The organism is bacterium (genome assembly GCA_021372615.1).
In the GTDB taxonomy this organism is placed as follows: Bacteria; Armatimonadota; Zipacnadia; order Zipacnadales; family UBA11051; genus JAJFUB01.
The window spans coordinates 40,730-56,658 of the sequence record JAJFUB010000022.1 but is presented as its reverse complement, the minus strand read 5'-3'; the positions used below and the strand labels follow the sequence as shown (position 1 = coordinate 56,658).

Below are 15,929 nucleotides of genomic sequence, written 5' to 3'. Positions count from 1 at the left end.
CCTACGGCGCGTCCCCCAGCATCCGCCGCGCGAACGCCAGCGCCTCCGCCCTCGTGCTCACCAGGTCCTCGATCTGTGCCTCCTCCACGGCCGCCAGCACCTCGCCGAACCGCTCGCCCGGCTCGTACCCCGCCGCGATGAGGTCCCTGCCCGTCAGCAGTGGCGGGGCCAGCCGCTCCCGCTGCCAGTCCAGGTACCGCTGCAGCATCCCGTCGAGCACTCCGGCCAGACGCTCCTGGAGGGCGGGAATCGTGGCCGGTCCGCGGCAGGCGCGGACATCCGCGAGCGCCAGCAGGAACAGCCCGGGCCCGTGTGGGTGCACGGCCCGCAGCATCCGCACCAGCGCATGCCGCGTGATCTCCTGGGGCTCCCGGCCATCCTGCGGGAACTCCAGGGCGGCCAGTTGCAGGGGGCGCAGGTGGTTGGCGATCAGCAGCGACACGATGTCCAGGTCGTGACGCCGCATGCGGAAGCGGCGCCCGATCTTGCGGGCCAGGACCGCGCCGACGTGGTCGTGGCCGTAGAAGCGCCACCAGCCCTCTGCATCGCGCGTGCGCGTCTCGGACTTGGCCAGGTCGTGCAGCAGGGCCGTGCACAGCAGCACCGGCGCTCGGCGCGCGTGCTGCAGGTAGCGCTCGACTTCGTGGCACGTCAGGGCGAAGTGCTGTCGGGGGGACTGGATGATCTCCTCGAGCTGCGCCACCACCTCAACCGTGTGCCCCCACACGTCCAGGTGGTGATACCCGCCCTGCCCGACGCCCCGGGTGGGCTCGATCTCCGGGATCAGGTGGCCCAGCAGGCCGTCCTCATCCATCAGCCGCACCGCCTGTGTCGCGCGCGGGGGCACCAGCGTCTTGAGCATCTCCTCCCCCAGGCGCTCGCCCGGCAACGTCGGCGCCAGCGGCGCCACCTGCCGCAACCAGGCGCGGGTCTGGGGCTCGATGCGGAAGTCCAGCTCGGAATACAGCCGGTACACCCGCAAGCAGCGCAGAGCATCGGCCTGCAGGTTCGCCAGCGACACGGCCCGCAGTACGCCCCGCTGCAGGTCAGCCAGGCCGTTCAGAGGGTCCAGGAGTGCGTGGGAGGGCAGCTCGAGGGCGAGGGCGTTGATCGTGACATCGCGCGTGGTCAGGTCGGTCACGATGTCGCCGCGCAGCTCGCTGATGTCGAGGCAGTACCGGGGGCGACGCCGGTCGAGGACGATGCGGAAGCACGGCACCCGCTCGTGCAGGCTGACCAGCCGTCCCCCGGTGCGCTCGGTCAACTGTGCGGCGACCTCGCTGGCCCCGACGACGGCCAGGTCCCAGTCCTCGACCCGGTGTCCCAGCAGCGCGTCGCGCACGGCGCCGCCAACGAGGTAGACCGGGCGCCCCAACTCCCGCGCCACCCACTCCACGTGCTCGTGCACGGGCTCGGCGCGCCAGACCTCCAGGATGGCCGGCAGGGGATCGCGGGTCATGTCACTGCCGCTGGCCCCCTCTGCCCGCGCCGTCTCCACCCCGTCCCTCCACCGCTCGTCGGAGCCGCTCCACTTCCGCGGGTGTCAGCTCGCGGCACTGCCCGGGCGGGAGGTCGCCCAGCTCCACGCTGGCGATGGCGACGCGCACCAACCGCCGCACCGGGTGCCCCACCGCTTCGAGCATCCGCCGCACCTGGCGCTTGCGCCCCTCGTGCAGCGTGATCTCCACCACCGTCGCGTCGGCCAGCCGTGACAGCACCTTGACATGCGCCGGCGCCGTGGGGCCGTCTTCGAGCACGATGCCCTTCCGCAGCTGGGCAATCGCCTTGGGGCCAATGTTACCGGCGGCCAGCACATGGTACAGCTTGGCGGCATGGAAGCGGGGGTGGGTGAGAGCGTTGGCGAGGTCGCCGTCGTCGAACAGGAAGAGCAGCCCCTCGGAGTCGGCATCGAGACGCCCGACGGGGTAGACGAGCTTGCGCAGGCGCTCGGGGATGAGCGACATGACGGTGGGGCGGCCTTCGGGATCGCGGCGTGTGGAGATGAAGCCGACGGGCTTGTGGAGAGCCAGGTAGTGATGGCCCTGCGCCAGGCGCAGCGGTCTACCATTGACGGCGATGACCTGGGTGGCGGGGTCGGCTCTACTCCCCAGGTGCGCTGTCTGTCCGTCTATCGTCACCCGGCCCTGGGCGATCAGCTTCTCGCTCTCGCGCCGCGAGGCGACGCCGGCGCGTGCGAGCAGTTTTTGCACCCGCTCCATGCAGCAACACTCCTGCAGCCAGCAGCACAACCAGCCCCGCGCCGGCCTGCGGTACCTTGACGTCACTCAGACGCGCCCACAGCGACAGCGGCACCTGCTCGGCGGCAACCAATGGCACCGAGGCCCCGGTCGTCGTCGTGAGCCGGCCCACGACCTGCCCGGGTTCCACCGGCGCCTCGCAGGTTCCGTCCTCGCGCACCACCGTCGAGACGGTCTGGTCCCAGCGCCCGACCACGTACAGGTCTGCCTGCGGCCGGGCCTCCACGGAGCGCCGCGCGCCACGGCGCACCGGCACGCGGAAGGTGTCTCCGGTCCCCGCCACGCGCTGCCGCTGGTAGTTGAGAGGCCCCCACCGCAACAGCGTCTCCGCGTCACTCCAGGAGTCACGGCACTTGAGGACGACGCAGATCAGCCGCCAGCCGTCCATGGTCGCCGAGGCCGCCAGACACCGCCCCGCGTGCTTGGTGTAGCCGGTCTTCACGCCATCGCACTCGTCCCACCGCAGCAGCAGGCGGTTCCGGTTCACGAGCTTGCGCATCCAGGGCTTGCCGGCCCAGGGGATGACTGCCTCGCGGGTGCCGACGATGCGCGCGAAGGTCGGGTTGAGCATCCCCTGGCGTGCGATCCGCGCCAGGTCGGCCGCAGTCGAGTAGTGGTCCGGGTCGTGCAGGCCGTGCGGGTTGGTGAAGTGCGTGTCGGTCAGGCCCATCGCCTGCGCTCGGCCGTTCATCATCTGCACGAACGCCGGCACCGACCCCGCCACACTCTCGGCCACCATCACGGTGGCATCGTTGGCCGACTTGATGAGCGCCGCGCGCAGCACCTGCTGCAGCTTCAACGCCTCGCCCTTCTGCAGGGCGATGCTGCTCTCCCCGGTCTTGGCGGCGGTCTCGCTGGCGTAGTGGACCTGCTCCAGCCGCCGGGTCTCCACTGCCAGCAGCCCCGTCATCATCTTCGTGAGACTGGCCGGATACATGCGCGCTGTGGAGTTGTGCTCCCACAGCACCTGGCCGGTCTGCGCGTCCAGGAGAATGGCCGCCTGGGCCGACAGGACCGGGTCGGCGCCGCGCACCGGTGGCACGGGCTTCCAGGGGGGCAGAGGCGCCTTGGCCGGCGGCTGCCCGGCGACGCCCTTCGTTGCGGGACGCCCCGCAACGAACGGAGGCGTCAGCTTCTTGACCCCCGGCTTCTCCGCGGCCTGGACCTGGCACACCAGACCAATCCAGATGAAACAGAGAACTACTGCTCGGGTACGGATGGCGCTTCCTCCTGAGTCGCCGCCAACTCCTCGAGGGCCTCGCCCAACACGCGCGGCTGTTGCGTCGTCTCGCCGATCTCCGGCAAGTCCACCCGCGGCAGGTCGGACAGGTCGCCCAGCCCGAAGGAGGACAGGAAGTGTGCCGTCGTCTCCAGCAGGAACGGGCGTCCCGGCGCATCCTTGCGGCCCCTGATGCGGAGCAGACCCTTCTCCAGGAGCGAGGTCACCACGCCACCGGAATTGACGCCGCGCAGCGCGTCAATCTCCGGGCGGGTGATCGGCTGTCGGTAGGCGATGATGGCCAGCGTCTCCAGCGCCTGGATGGACAGTCGCTCGGGCTCCGGCTCCAGCAGGCGCTGCACGTAGTCGGCGAACTCTGGGCGTGTGGCCAGGGCATAGCCCCCCGCCAGTTGCACCACATGCAATCCTTGGCCCTCCAGATGCTCATTGAGCCGGTCGCACAGCCCGGGGATATCGGTGACCTCCTGCCCCAGCGCCTGGGCCAGACGGTCCACAGGCAGCGGCTCCCCGGCAACGAACAGCAGGCACTGCAGCGCGCAGAGCAACTCCCCGTCATCGGGGGGGGAGGCGGGCGCCTCGGCCTCGTCGGCCGGCGAGGCACCCTCGGGCTCCACCGCCTCGGCAGCGGGGGCAGCGGCCTCGTCGGCCGGCGTCTCTTCCTCGGCAGGGGGCGGCGTCGCGTCAGGTTCCGGGGCCAACGCCGCATCCGTCGCGGCGTCGTCGGCCCTCGGGGCCTCTGTGCCCTCGTCTACCTGCGCCCCGCCCACGTTCTCTTCGCGATCCATGATGGCTACCAGTCTGACAGGAAGTGGTCCGGTTCGCGCCCTACGCCTTCGCCAGCTCCACGGCGAAGTCGCGCATCGGGCGCGACTGACTGATGCGCACCCGGCGGCGGCGCACCAGCTCGAGAATCGCCAGGAAGGTGACGATGATGAACAGCCGCGTGGCCGGCATGACGATCAGCTCGCTGAAGGCCAGCGGACGCTTCTCGGCGGTGAGCTGCAGCAGGATGTCGTCAATGCGGTCGGCAACGGTCACGGCTGGCCGGCGCATGCGAGCCGGCGGGTCGGGTTTGGCCCGCAGCAGCATCTCCTGCACCGCCGCGATCATGTCGAACACCGAGACATCTTCCAGGTTGACGAAGCCGGTGCCGATCTCGGCCTCGTCGCCGGAGCGCAGGAAGATGCGGCTGCGCAGGCGGTGGGACTCCTCGAGCATCTCGGCGGCGTCGCGGTAGAGGCGGTACTCCTGCAGCCGTCGGTGCAACTGCGCCTCGGGGTCCTCGACGGCCTCCTCGACGACTTCCTCCTCGGCTTCGCCGGCCGGGTTGATGGGCAGCAGCCAGCGCGACTTGAGGAGCATCAGAGAGGAGGCCATCACGACGAAGTCCGCGCTGTAGTGGATGTTCAGCTCCTCCATGGTGTGGAGGTACGTCAGGTACTGGCCGGTGATCGAGGCGATGCTGATCTCGGCCACATCCACTTCCTCACGACGGACGAGGTGCAGCAACAGGTCCAGCGGGCCCTCGAAGATCTCGATGCTCACGGGGAAGCCGCTGAAGAGCGCCAGTTGGGGCTGCTCGCCGGCCTGCTTGGCTTTGGATTTGCGTGTGGTCGTCGCGGCCATCAAAGCATCCTGATCTGCGCCATGTCCCCCAGCACCATGTGCAGGGGGCGTTCGGGGGTCTCCCCGCCACCGATCTGGACCCGCTCACCCAGCACCGAGTGCTGCAGCGCCACGCCGGTGATCTGGCACTTCTGCTGGATGATACTATCCTCGACACGGCTGTCCTTGATGTCGCAGCCGTCCCCGATGGCCGCGTACGGCCCGATCACGCAGTTGTCCACGTGGCAGTTGCTGCCGATCAGGCACGGGCCTTCCAGGCGGCTGTTGGTGATGCGCGTTCCCGGCCCCACGCTGGCCGGTCCGGACAGCGTACAGCCGTTCCGCAGCGGTACCCGGGTCTCGGTGACGGTCCGGTCCAGGTAGAAGCGGTTGGCCACCAGCAGGGCCGCCGGCTCTCCGGCATCCTCCCAGAAGCCCGCCACCAGGCCCGCCTTCACCACGCGATCCTGCTCGATCAGGTGCTGGATGGCGTCGGTGATCTCCAGCTCGCCGCGGGGCGAGGGCTTGATGCTGTCAATCGCGTCGAAGATGATCGGCTGGAAGGCGTAAACGCCGACGATCGCGAGGTTCGAGGGCGGCTGGGCGGGCTTCTCGACCACGCGCGTGACCCGCCGCTGCTCATCCACCACCGCCACACCGTAGCGCCGGGGGTCCGGCACCTCCTTGAGCAGCAGCGCCGCGTCCCCGTTCCCGGCGCGGAAGTCATCCACGAAAGACGTGATGCCGTCGCCCAGCAGGTTGTCGCCCAGGTACACCAGGAACGGCGCCCCGTCCAGGAAGCCCTCCGCCTGCTTGATGGCATGGCCGAGCCCCAGCGGGTGCTCCTGTCGGATGTACGTGGCCGTCACACCCCACTGCTCGCCGTCGCCCACGTAGCCCTGCACTGCCTCGGCCAGGTAGCCCACCACCAGGCCCACCTCGTGCACTCCGGCAGCGGCCAGCGCGTCCAGCACGTGCCCCAGCAGCGGCTTACCCGCCACCGGCAGCAGATGCTTGGGCTTGGAGAAGGTCAACGGACGCAGCCGCGTGCCCTCCCCGGCGCACAGTACGACAGCCTTCAGGTCATCACTCAAGTGCAGGTCTACCCCTTCACGCGCGGCTAGATGGACGGCAATCCGGTGAATAGCACAAACAACAGCCGTACCGGCAACCCGACGATGCCGGTGAAGACCAGGGCCAGCAGGGCGAGGAACAGCCACTGGGCGTTGCGGGCGTAGAAGGTCTCGACCCGCCGGTGGAGCCTCAGTGGCAGCAGCATCTGCAGCACGTGCGACCCATCCAGCGGCGGCACCGGGATCAGGTTGAACACCGCCAGGATCAGGTTCAGGTACACCATGACCGCCAGCGGCATGGTGTATGCGCCCGACAGGCCCAGACGGATGGGCAGCGCCGCCAGGACGGCAATCACCATGTTGCTGACCACGCCCGCCAGCGACACCGCGATCGTGTCGCTCCGCGGGTGGCGGAAGGCCAGCGGGTTGATCGGCACCGGCTTGCCCCACCCGAAGCCGAACACCAGCAGCATCGTCGTGCCCATCAGGTCGTAGTGGGCCAGGGGGTTGAGGGTCACGCGACCATTGAGGCGCGGCGTGCGGTCCCCCGCCATGTCGGCCCGCTTGGCGTGGCAGAACTCATGGACGGTGAGACCGATCGCCATGGCCAGGAGCCACGACAGGAACACATCGAGACCGATCTCGCCTCGCAACAAGGGATACAGCATATCTGTAGTCTACAATCCGTGTTCGGCCTGCCAGTGCTGCAGCGCCTGCCGCGCCGCCGCCAACTGCTGCGCGCGGTCGGCTCCCTCGTCCAGCTTCGCCCGGCGGGCTGCCTCCAGCGCCGCCCTGAACCCGGGGGACGGTGTGAACCCCTCGGCCTCCAGGACGTGGCCGTCAATGTCCAGTTGTGGCGCCAGCCTGCGGAACCGCTCGAGCGCGGGTCGCGAAGCCGGGAGACGGACCCACAGCGCCGCCAGCGCCGCCCGCGCCAACGGGGCCAGAGCCTCATAGAGTGTACTATTTTTCGTGCCCGGTGCAAAGACGCCTTGCGGGGGCGCCGCCACCGCCTCTGCCGCCGCCCCGGCAGCCGTCGCCTCCGCCGCCGACAGACCAAACTCCGTCACCCGGTGCGGCATGCACGCCCCGGACAGCAGCCCCAGCGCCGCCATGGCCCGGTCCCAGTCCCCCAGCCCCAGGTCCCGCTGCGCCACGTGCAGCACGCGCAGTTCGACGCTGCCCGAACCTGTGAGCCCCAGGCGCTCCAGCGCGCCCCAGCGCCCCAGCAGGCCCACGGCCTCCGGGGCAGTCGGCTCGGCGAGCAACCGCGACAACTCGCCCCACAGGCGCTGCCCGGTCACCGTCCGCAGCGCCCCCGCGGCCACGGCCTGGTCCAGCCAGCCGCGTGTCTCCGGCTCAAGCCGACACCCGAGCCGCGCCGCATAGCGACCCGCGCGGAGGATGCGGGTCGGGTCGTCCACGAAAGTGCGCTCATGCAGCCCGCGCGTCAGACCCGCGCGCAGGTCAGCGAAGCCGCGCAGCGGGTCGCACAACAGCCCCGGGTCGCGGTCCAGGCGCAGCGCCATGGCGTTGTACGAGAAGTCGCGCCGCCGCAGGTCCTCCTCCAGGCCAGCCGGCTCGACGACGGGCAGTGCCCCCGGCTGAGGATACGTCTCGCGCCGGGCGGTGGCGACATCGAGATGCCACCCGGGCATCTCCACGACGGCAGTGCCGAAGCGTTCGTGCGCGGTCAGGCGGCCCCCGAAGTGCTCGGCAAGCCGCTCGGCCAGCGGCGCCGCCTCCCCCTCCACGGTGACATCCAGGTCCAGCGACGCCCGCCACAGGAGGGCGTCGCGCACCGGCCCGCCGACGAGATACGCCGGCAGGCCCAGTTCGGCTGCCAGCCTCCCGATCTGCGCCAGGCGTGCCGCATGCTCGGCCGCCACTCGCTCCGTCAGCGCAATCCGCATCTCGCTCGCGCGCCCACGCGGGACCCTCCTACTTCAGTCGCTCCGGCATGACGTCCTGCCGCAGCAGGTCTGCCAGCTCTTCGCGCTGGGTGATGAGGTCCGCCTGGCCATCGGCCACCAGTACCATGGCCGGGCGGCAGAAACGGTTGTAGTTCGAGGCCATCGAGTGGTTATAGGCGCCGGTGCCGAAGACCGCCAGGATGTCCCCGGGCTCGGGCGACTGCAGGGTGATCTCGGGAATGAGCGTGTCGGTCTCGCAGTGCGCGCCGGACACCCGCAGGCCCTCGACCGAGTGCTCGTGGGCCGCCTTGTTCGCAATTGTCGCCCGGTAGAGCGCGTCGTACATGACCGGGCGCGGGTTGTCCGACAGGCCACCATCCACGGACAGGTAGGTCCGCACGCCGGGAATGTGCTTGACGGCCCCGATGGTGTACAGCGTAGTGCCCGCCTCGCCCACGATCGAGCGCCCCGGCTCGAGAATCAGTGCCGGCACGGGCAGGTTCTTGTGCCCGCATGCCGCCGTGAGCGTGCCGGCCATCACTGCGGCCAGTTCGTCAATGCTGGGCGGCCGGTCGTCCTCCTGGTAGCGGATGCCCAGCCCGCCGCCGAGGTCGAGCTGCTCGCAGGCGAACCCGAGCTCCTCGCGCACGCTGCACAGGAAGTCCACGAAGACCTCGACCGCGCGCTTGAAGGCATCGGTGTCGAGAATCTGCGAGCCGATGTGGGCGTGCAGCCCGTGCAGTTGCAGGTGGGGCAGCTCCAGGGCCAGCTTGATGCCCGGCCGCGCCATGTCGCGAATGCTCAGGCCGAACTTGGTGTCCTCCTGGCCGGTCTGGATGGCCGCGTGGGTGGAGGCCTTCACACCGGGGGCGATGCGCAGCAGCAGGTGCGCCGTCTTGCCCATGTCGCCGGCGATCCGCGAGATCTCCTCCAGTTCCACGAGGCTATCGGCCACGATCCGCCCGACACCATGCGCCAGCGCCATGCGGATGAGGCTCTCCTTCTTGAAGTTGCCGTGCAGCTTGATGCGCTCGGCGGGGAAGCCCGCCTGCAGCGCCGTGTACAGTTCACCCTCGGAGGCCACGTCGAGCGACATGCTCTCCTGGTACATCAGCCGGCAGATCGCGGTCGTGATCAGCGCCTTGCTGGCATAGGCGATCTCCACTGCGGCAAGACGCTGGCCGAAAGCGCGCTTGTACTCGCGGCAGTTGCTGCGGACGAGAGCCTCGTCCACGACATACAGGGGCGTGCCGAACTGCCGCGCCAGTTCGACCGTGTCGCAGCCGCCGATCTCAAGATGGCCGGCGCTGTTGAGCTGCTGAGTCCCGAAGAGAGTCATGTGCCAATCCTCCGCATGGAGTGCCGGTATGGCTGTAGTGCGGGAGGTGGGGCAGAGGCTTGCACCTCCCGGGTGGGACAAGTTGTGAAAGCAGCCCCAAAAGGGTCTCTCTTGGGGCTGCCGTTTGTGTACCGGGAAAACGACAGGGACTACAGTTGATTGCTGCTGATCATGATGTCGCCGGTGGCGCTGTTGACGGCGATGTTGACGTCCAGCACGTCGGCGATGAACTGCAGCGGCACCATGGTGCGACCGCGCTTGATGTACGGCGCGATCTGCAGCACCCGCTGCTCACCGTTGACCGTAACCTTCGGGTCACCGATCTTCAGGTTCACATCCACGCCCTTGTTGACCGCGCGAACCTGCTTCTCGACCGGGAACCAGTACAGCACACCGTCGGTCTGCTCGAAGATCTCGCGGAGCGGCGCGAGCGAGATGCCACGGCGCGTCTCGGGCGTGGCCCGCAGCGACAGGACCTCGCCGTCGAACACGATCTTGATGTCGCGCACCTTGGCGATGGCGACCGGGATGGCGGCGATCGTGCCCTCCGGGGTCGTGGTGCGTCCATCGGCGGCCACGCGGGCGGCGCCACTCTCAGGCAGGCGAGCCGTCATGCGGTACGCCGGGACCGGCAACCCGCGGTACTCGGCCAGAGCTGCGTCGGTGATGAGCGGCGACACGGCCGGGCGGACGCCGACGGCGACCTTCGTCGGAGCCACCGGCTTCGGCGCTGCCGGCTTCGCGGCGACAGGCGTGCTGGGTACGGTGATGCGTGACAGCCCCGAGGCCGGGCCGGTCTTCTCGGGGGTCAGGACCGTCGCAGGCTGCACGGCCACGGGCTGGCTGGCGGTGATGGCGACTGCCGGGCCCACGGGCTCGACGCGCGTGACGGCGGGCCGCGACGGCCGTACCGGCAGCGGCGCCAGGCCCGGCTGGCGGGTGGTGGTCTTCACGGGCGCGGTGCTCTCGACGGCCGCCACCGAACCGGTGGGTAGACTCGTGCGACCGACGGCACTTGTGCGGAGTTCACCGGCGGGCGCCGTCGTCTTGGCCAGGGCGGGCAATGCCGGCGAGCTGAGCGCCAGGCGCGGCTGCGTGGTGGTCGGCAGGGCCGCCTCGGCCTGCAGGCCACTCGTCGTGGCGGCGCGCAGCGGCAGCACCGCGGTCGTCGGCTGCGTCGTCTTGATGGCCACAGGGCCGGAAGCCGTATCAGGAGTCGTCGCTGGCGCGGACCGCGCCACGTCGGTCGTGGGGACGGTCGCGGCGCCCGCCGGCGCCTCGGTCTTCGGCGCGGTGCTCAGAGCGCCCGTAGCGCCGGGGCGGCTGGCATCCACGCCCGGCCGCGGCAGGACGCCTGCCTCGCCCCCGGCGGCAGTCTTGGCGCTGAGAATGGCCGGCGCGAGCCCGGACTGGCGGTCACTGGCGACAGCCACGGGGCTGGACGAGCCGACGGGTGGGAGCGTGATGGTCGGCGGCGGCGGGACGTAAGTCGGCGGCTGGACCCACGGCGCCACCGTGACGATCTTCACCGGCGGGGCCGGGGCCGGCGCGATGGGCGTCGGTGCGCGGTCGACGCTGGGGGCCGGCGTAGGCGGCACGCTGGGCAGCGGGGTCCCCGTCACGGCCGGAGCCGGAGTGATCGGCGCGGGCGTTGGCACGGTCCCGGCAGTCGCGATCCCGGTAGACGGCTCACTGGTGACGACCGGCGCCGGCGTCGGGGCCGGGTTGGGCGTCGGTACCGCCGCTGTATCGAGCGTCGGCGCTATGGGCGCGGGCGCCGGGACGCCAATCGGCGCCGGCGTGGGCGGCACGGTCGGGAGCGTGGACGAGCCGAAACCCTGCGTCTTCACCGGGCCGCCGGGCGCCATCCCCGTCGCGCTGCGGTTCTCGACCACAACGGTCACTTGCGCCGAGCGCGCCTCGTTCTCAGCCTTGTCTACCGCCACCGCTTCCAGGACGTGCAGGCCGTCCACCTCGCGGGTGGTGTCCCACGCGTCCACGTACGGCGGCGCGTTCATCATCATCTTGTGCAGTCGACCGTCAATGTAGAAGTACACCAACTCGACGCCCACGTTGTCCGTGGCCTCGGCCTTGATCTCGGTCGTGTCGTGGACCTTGGCGCCCTGGGCGGGGTAGTAGATGCGGACGACCGGAGCGATGACATCGGGGCCGGTGGCGGCGGCGTTCTGTACCTGAACGGAGATGGAAGCGACGGCGGAGTTGTTGCCCGAGTCAATGGCCCGGGCGCCGATCTTGTGAGTGCTGTTGGAGGAGTAGCTGAAATCCCAGTTGAAGCTCTGGCGGCCCATCAGCATGGGCTGGGCCAGGTCCACTTCCCGCGCCAGTTGGTCATCAATGTAGACCTCCAGGCGGGTGACAGGGAGGTTGTTGCTGGCGTTGAAGGCCACATCAATCCAGATCTGGCCCGACACGACCGCGCCCTGCACCGGGCGCGTGATCGCCACCAGCGGAGCTCCGAACGCCAGCCCGGGCAGCAGCGCGGTCAGCACGATGCTGCCCAGCGCCAGGGCCGAAAGAAAGCTGAACACAGGGGAACGGCGCAGAGTTGCCATCTCTACCATCCCTTTGGGCAACGATGTGTGCTGCGAACGTTGGTTTCGCTTCTTCGTGCTGACGTGCGGAAGGCCGTCACAAATGAGGCTCCGCCGGGGCCAAAACCCATGGCCGACGGGGCCTGCTTATCTTCCCACGGTAAACGTAACACAATCTTCGCCGGAAAGTCAAGAGCCTGACCGCTTCGTGGCCTATTCGCAGACACAAGCCAGGGAGACGCCGCGACGGGCGCTTACCAGGCTTCCTCCAGGTGAATCTCGTCGCCCGCGATGATCTCCATCTGCGTCAGTCCCATCGCGGCGGAGGCCCGGTTGTCGTGCTTGAACTCCAGGACGTTCTCCCCCGCCCGCAGGTCCTCCGGCTTCAGCATCACGGTCACCAGCAGCGAGCCGCCGTCGCCGGTCAGCGGAAAAGCGTACGGTTTGGAGCCATTCAGCGTGAATGTACCCTCGTTGGGGTAGTCTACGTCCTGCGCCACAGCCCGCAGAGCCGCCATCCTGGCCCGGGGCGCCGCTTCGAGGGCGAACTTGACCGTGAACGTGCCTCCCTGGGTCAGAGACAGGTTCCTGAGCGGCACGTGCAGGCTGATCTGCTCGGGCTTCAGGGAGCCCACGAACGCCGCCAGCCATTCGGGCTGCTCGCAAAGGTACGGCGGCAGGCCCCGCCCCAGCCACAGTAGCACGTCATCGAGCACCAGCTTGGGGTCCTGGGGCTTGGACAGCGCGATCGCCCACGGCTGGCTATCCATGCCCGCCGGGACCTCCACCTTCAGGCGCTGCAGCGTGTCGAAGTCGTCCTCCAGGTCCACGACGGCCTTACCGTCCGGCGACCAGATGCCCAGTCGCGCCCCCTCGCCCGTCACGTCGGCGCTGACACCGATCTGGAACCGGTTGAGGCCCTTGGGGACGAAGAAGTAGTGCCTGGCGAAGCCGCCGCAGACGTTCAGGGGCGTCTGCTCCGAGGCGACGAGGGCGAAGGGCCCATTGGTGCGGCGCACGACCGCTACCGGCTGCCCGGTGGTCACTGCCAGCACGTGCAGCCCCTCGGTCTGCAGCGGCACGTCCATCTTCGCTTCGGTCCCCAGCGGCACGACCTGCTCAGCTACCTCGCGGCTCTGGGAGTCCAGAGCGAGCAGTTGGAGGTCGTCATGGTAGGGCGCCCGGGGGATGGCACGGGCCGCGAAGCTCGCCATCTCGCCCTTCTGCCCGGTGAAGGCCAGGTAGCAGTCATGGCGGAGGATCGTGTCCTGGGCCCGCAGCGGCAGGGCCACGGCGACCAGCAGGAGCGAGAGTAGCAGTCTCATGGTCTTCCTCTGTCGGGCAGTCTCGTCGTCAGGCCTGGGCCGTCCAGAACGCCATCATGATGCGGGCCAGGATCTGCTCGCCGAACTCGTTGGCATGGACGGCATCGCGGAAGAACAGGTGCGGGTGCACCCCGGTGCTGCGCAGGTATTCGGCCCAGGGGCCGGTCATGTCCAGATAGGCGCAGCCCAGTTCGGCCGCCAGCGCCTGGAGCGCCGCGCCCCACGGCCCCGTGCCCGAGTACGGCGCCGCCGCCAGCGCCACCGGGTCGCGCGGGTCGGCGCGCCCGAAGGTCCCCGTCGCCAGCAGCACCTCGACCTCCGGCAGGCCGGCCCGCAACTGGCCGACGACCTCACGGATGCTCTCAATGTCCGCTTGGCTGATTCCGCCGATGTAGACGACATCCGGCCGCAGCGGCACGACGACCTTCGCGATGCGCTCTTCGAGCTTGTAGTGCTGGCAGCCCCCGCACCCGCGCACGCAGACCGTGCCGCGCACCCGCGCCCGCGGGTAGGCTTCCTGCAGCAGCCCCACCCAGCCGGAGCGCATCGTGTCATTGACGATGCTGTCGCCCAGGCCGAGCAGGTGGAAGTCGCCGCCCTCCGTCAGCAGGCGCCGGGCGCGCTGCAGCGGCCCCCAGTCCGCTGGCGGCGGCGTGAACGTGCCGGGGATCATCTCGGCCTGGACGGTCCGGATCTGCTCCAGCGACCGCTCCGGCGTGCTGAAGAGGTAGTAGTCCGGCTCCGGCGGACGATTCTCGGCCGGCAGGTCGCACGGGTACGTCGCCGGGGCCGGGCCGTCTGTGGGGAAGGTGACTGGCGAGTCGGCGGCCAGCGTGTCCACGGCTTGGTCGGGTGAGGGCACGGTATGCTCCGTTCGCGCGTTGGCTACCGTCCGAGCAGCACCCGGGCGGCGGTCTCGCCCAGGATCAGGCGCTTGTCGGCCTCGCTGATCTGGGCGAAGATGACGCGGCCGATCTGCTGCTCCATGCTCATGAAGATGCAGTCCGAGCCCCACAGCATCTTGTCCGCGAGGCCCTCGCCCACGAAGTACTCCACCAGCCCCCGCGGGCAGGCCGAGAAGCACAGCTCGAGGTAGACGTTCGGGTACTGGTGGCCGAGGTGCACGTAGTGCTCGCGAGCGACCGCCCCAGCATGCCCGAGGATGAAGTTGACGTTCGGGCAGCGGCTGAACTGCGGCTCCAGGTCGTCGAGTTCGCTGTCGCTCCACGTGTGCGCCAGCAGCGGCAGGCTGCGGGCGGCGGCGAAGTCATAGACGGGTGTGTAGTTGGGGTGCCGGTACGGCAGACCGCTGCTGCTGTGGATCTTGACCCCGCGCATCCCGCCGGCCAGGCCGCGTTCCAGCTCCGGCTGCACTCGGTCCGGATAGCCGATGTCCACGACGACGTAGCCGAAGATGCGGCCCGGGTGGCGCGCCAGGGCGGCGAGTACCTCGGCATTGCCGCGGGCGGACTGCCCGTAGATGGCTGGGATGCTGCTCACGCAGGTGACGTCCACCCCGATGCGGTCCATGGTAGCCACGAGCGCGTCGGTCGAGGTGGTCGGGAAGGGGAAGTCCCGATCGTCGCCCAGGTGGCCGTGGGCGTCAATGACGATGGCGTCGCTCAGCGGTGCGCCGGCGAAGGCCTGCTGCTCGAAGTAGTCCTTCCCGATCATGCATGCACCTCCGCCTGCAGCCGCTCCAGGTTGCCGTGGGCGATGTCCTGCAGCGCTTGCGGCGACAGCCCCGCGTAGAGCAACCCCGTCACGGCCGCCCCGCCCTCCGCGTCCGGGTAATGGTTGCCCCAGAGCCAGCGATGCGACCCGAAGCGTCGGCACAGGTCCGGCCAGTAGGCATGCACCGACAGCGACGGGGCGCAGCCCAGATACAGCTCCGGGTGTGCCGCCAGCAGCGGCTCGACCAGCCGGTTGCGCCCCACGCGCGGGACTTGCAGCAGCACGACGCGCAGCGCGGGGAAGGTCTCCATCGCCTCGTGCAGGTCGCGCAGAACGATGCTCGCGTAGTCCAGCAGCAGCGGCACGCGATGCTCGGACAGGGCGGCCAGGAGCGGGCCGCTGCACCAGGGCTGCAGCGAGAAGCCCTGGGCCGCAGGATCGGTCCAGGTCCAGCGCACACCGGCGGCCAGCATCTGCGCCAGCGTGACGGCGGGGTCGAACTCCGGCTCGCGGCCGTCGGGCGTCACGAACCACGCCGGCCGCAGATGCGGCCGGCCGGTGATCTCGTCCATGAGTATGTTGTTGCCCAGGTGGGCCGAGGTCTGGCGGCAGGCGCGGTGGCGCACGACGGCGGCGCTGAGGTGCAGCCGCGTCATCTCCGCCTCGAGGTCCGCCACATCGGGCACAGGCCCCGACGGCGGCACGAGTGGCGCCCCGACGAGGGCATCGCAGGCGATGAGCGGCCCGCACACAGGTGCTTCAGGTTCTGACATCACGGGCTTCCCTTCCCGGTGTGGGTGCCACGGCCAGCCCTGCCGGCCGTGCAGGTCCGAACCGGAGCACGGCCAGGGAGCCTGGCCGTGGCACCCCGGCGATCCCTTGCAGTAGGGCGGGCGGCCTCGCCCGCCCATCCCCACCGCACGCGGGCGAGGCCGCCCGCGTTACTGCTG

General features: G+C 69.9%; 13 protein-coding genes and 2 pseudogenes. 1 reads left to right on the top strand and 14 read right to left on the bottom strand.

Going from position 1 to position 15,929, the window contains the following annotated elements; all coding sequences use genetic code 11:
* Position 1 precedes the first annotated feature (1 nt).
* From LLH23_03645 to LLH23_03615, 7 genes are read right to left on the bottom strand one after another with little or no spacing between them, the layout of a single operon-like run.
* The gene (locus LLH23_03645) at positions 2-1,459 is read right to left on the bottom strand and encodes an HD domain-containing protein (protein MCE5237566.1); all 1,458 of its coding nucleotides are present in this window, start codon (positions 1,457-1,459) and stop codon (positions 2-4) included.
* A 1-nt stretch (position 1,460) separates the two neighbouring features.
* On the bottom strand, positions 1,461-2,219 hold the full coding sequence (locus LLH23_03640) for an rRNA pseudouridine synthase (protein MCE5237565.1): 759 nt from the start codon (positions 2,217-2,219) through the stop codon (positions 1,461-1,463).
* Positions 2,101-3,432, bottom strand: a complete 1,332-nt coding sequence (locus LLH23_03635) for a D-alanyl-D-alanine carboxypeptidase (protein ID MCE5237564.1) — start codon at positions 3,430-3,432, stop codon at positions 2,101-2,103. Before LLH23_03635 ends, LLH23_03640 begins: the two co-directional genes overlap by 119 nt.
* 26 nt (positions 3,433-3,458) lie before the next feature.
* Complete coding sequence (scpB, locus tag LLH23_03630) at positions 3,459-4,283, bottom strand: SMC-Scp complex subunit ScpB (protein MCE5237563.1); 825 nt, start codon at positions 4,281-4,283, stop codon at positions 3,459-3,461.
* A gap of 40 nt (positions 4,284-4,323) precedes the next feature.
* Positions 4,324-5,124 (bottom strand): segregation/condensation protein A, encoded by an 801-nt coding sequence (locus LLH23_03625; protein MCE5237562.1) that lies wholly within the window; start codon positions 5,122-5,124, stop codon positions 4,324-4,326.
* Complete coding sequence (locus LLH23_03620; GenBank protein ID MCE5237561.1) at positions 5,124-6,197, bottom strand: glucose-1-phosphate thymidylyltransferase; 1,074 nt, start codon at positions 6,195-6,197, stop codon at positions 5,124-5,126. Before LLH23_03620 ends, LLH23_03625 begins: the two co-directional genes overlap by 1 nt.
* Before the next feature lie 26 nt (positions 6,198-6,223).
* Positions 6,224-6,844, bottom strand: coding sequence for a site-2 protease family protein (locus LLH23_03615; GenBank protein ID MCE5237560.1), 621 nt, complete (start codon positions 6,842-6,844; stop codon positions 6,224-6,226).
* A gap of 335 nt (positions 6,845-7,179) precedes the next feature.
* Between LLH23_03615 and LLH23_03610 the strand changes: the two are divergent.
* Positions 7,180-7,323: pseudogene (locus LLH23_03610) on the top strand (energy transducer TonB).
* Between the two features lie 304 nt (positions 7,324-7,627).
* Here LLH23_03610 and LLH23_03605 read toward each other — a convergent pair.
* The 7 genes and pseudogenes from LLH23_03605 to LLH23_03575 all read right to left on the bottom strand — a co-directional run bounded on the left by LLH23_03605 (position 7,628) and on the right by LLH23_03575 (position 15,752).
* A pseudogene (locus LLH23_03605) lies at positions 7,628-8,089 on the bottom strand (hypothetical protein).
* A gap of 28 nt (positions 8,090-8,117) precedes the next feature.
* Positions 8,118-9,428, bottom strand: a complete 1,311-nt coding sequence (gene lysA / locus LLH23_03600) for a diaminopimelate decarboxylase (GenBank protein ID MCE5237559.1) — start codon at positions 9,426-9,428, stop codon at positions 8,118-8,120.
* A gap of 149 nt (positions 9,429-9,577) precedes the next feature.
* Positions 9,578-12,001, bottom strand: coding sequence for an Ig-like domain-containing protein (locus tag LLH23_03595; protein MCE5237558.1), 2,424 nt, complete (start codon positions 11,999-12,001; stop codon positions 9,578-9,580).
* Between the two features lie 233 nt (positions 12,002-12,234).
* Positions 12,235-13,305 (bottom strand): hypothetical protein, encoded by a 1,071-nt coding sequence (locus LLH23_03590; protein MCE5237557.1) that lies wholly within the window; start codon positions 13,303-13,305, stop codon positions 12,235-12,237.
* A gap of 28 nt (positions 13,306-13,333) precedes the next feature.
* Positions 13,334-14,167, bottom strand: coding sequence for an SGNH/GDSL hydrolase family protein (locus tag LLH23_03585; GenBank protein ID MCE5237556.1), 834 nt, complete (start codon positions 14,165-14,167; stop codon positions 13,334-13,336).
* Between the two features lie 23 nt (positions 14,168-14,190).
* Complete coding sequence (locus LLH23_03580) at positions 14,191-14,979, bottom strand: amidohydrolase family protein (protein MCE5237555.1); 789 nt, start codon at positions 14,977-14,979, stop codon at positions 14,191-14,193.
* Complete coding sequence (locus tag LLH23_03575) at positions 14,976-15,752, bottom strand: amidohydrolase family protein (protein MCE5237554.1); 777 nt, start codon at positions 15,750-15,752, stop codon at positions 14,976-14,978. The genes LLH23_03580 and LLH23_03575 overlap by 4 nt, the downstream gene beginning before the upstream one ends.
* Between the last annotated feature and the right edge of the window lie 177 nt (positions 15,753-15,929).

What these genes read in the sequence shown, in the direction of transcription:
- LLH23_03645 (MCE5237566.1), bottom strand. Translation starts at nt 1,459, where the DNA reads ATGACCCGCGATCCCCTGCCGGCCATCCTGGAGGTCTGGCGCGCCGAG.
- LLH23_03640 (MCE5237565.1), bottom strand. Translation starts at nt 2,219, where the DNA reads ATGGAGCGGGTGCAAAAACTGCTCGCACGCGCCGGCGTCGCCTCGCGG.
- scpB (MCE5237563.1), bottom strand. Translation starts at nt 4,283, where the DNA reads ATGGATCGCGAAGAGAACGTGGGCGGGGCGCAGGTAGACGAGGGCACA.
- LLH23_03625 (MCE5237562.1), bottom strand. Translation starts at nt 5,124, where the DNA reads ATGGCCGCGACGACCACACGCAAATCCAAAGCCAAGCAGGCCGGCGAG.
- LLH23_03615 (MCE5237560.1), bottom strand. Translation starts at nt 6,844, where the DNA reads ATGCTGTATCCCTTGTTGCGAGGCGAGATCGGTCTCGATGTGTTCCTG.
- lysA (MCE5237559.1), bottom strand. Translation starts at nt 9,428, where the DNA reads ATGACTCTCTTCGGGACTCAGCAGCTCAACAGCGCCGGCCATCTTGAG.
- LLH23_03595 (MCE5237558.1), bottom strand. Translation starts at nt 12,001, where the DNA reads ATGGCAACTCTGCGCCGTTCCCCTGTGTTCAGCTTTCTTTCGGCCCTG.
- LLH23_03590 (MCE5237557.1), bottom strand. Translation starts at nt 13,305, where the DNA reads ATGAGACTGCTACTCTCGCTCCTGCTGGTCGCCGTGGCCCTGCCGCTG.
- LLH23_03580 (MCE5237555.1), bottom strand. Translation starts at nt 14,979, where the DNA reads ATGATCGGGAAGGACTACTTCGAGCAGCAGGCCTTCGCCGGCGCACCG.
- LLH23_03575 (MCE5237554.1), bottom strand. Translation starts at nt 15,752, where the DNA reads ATGTCAGAACCTGAAGCACCTGTGTGCGGGCCGCTCATCGCCTGCGAT.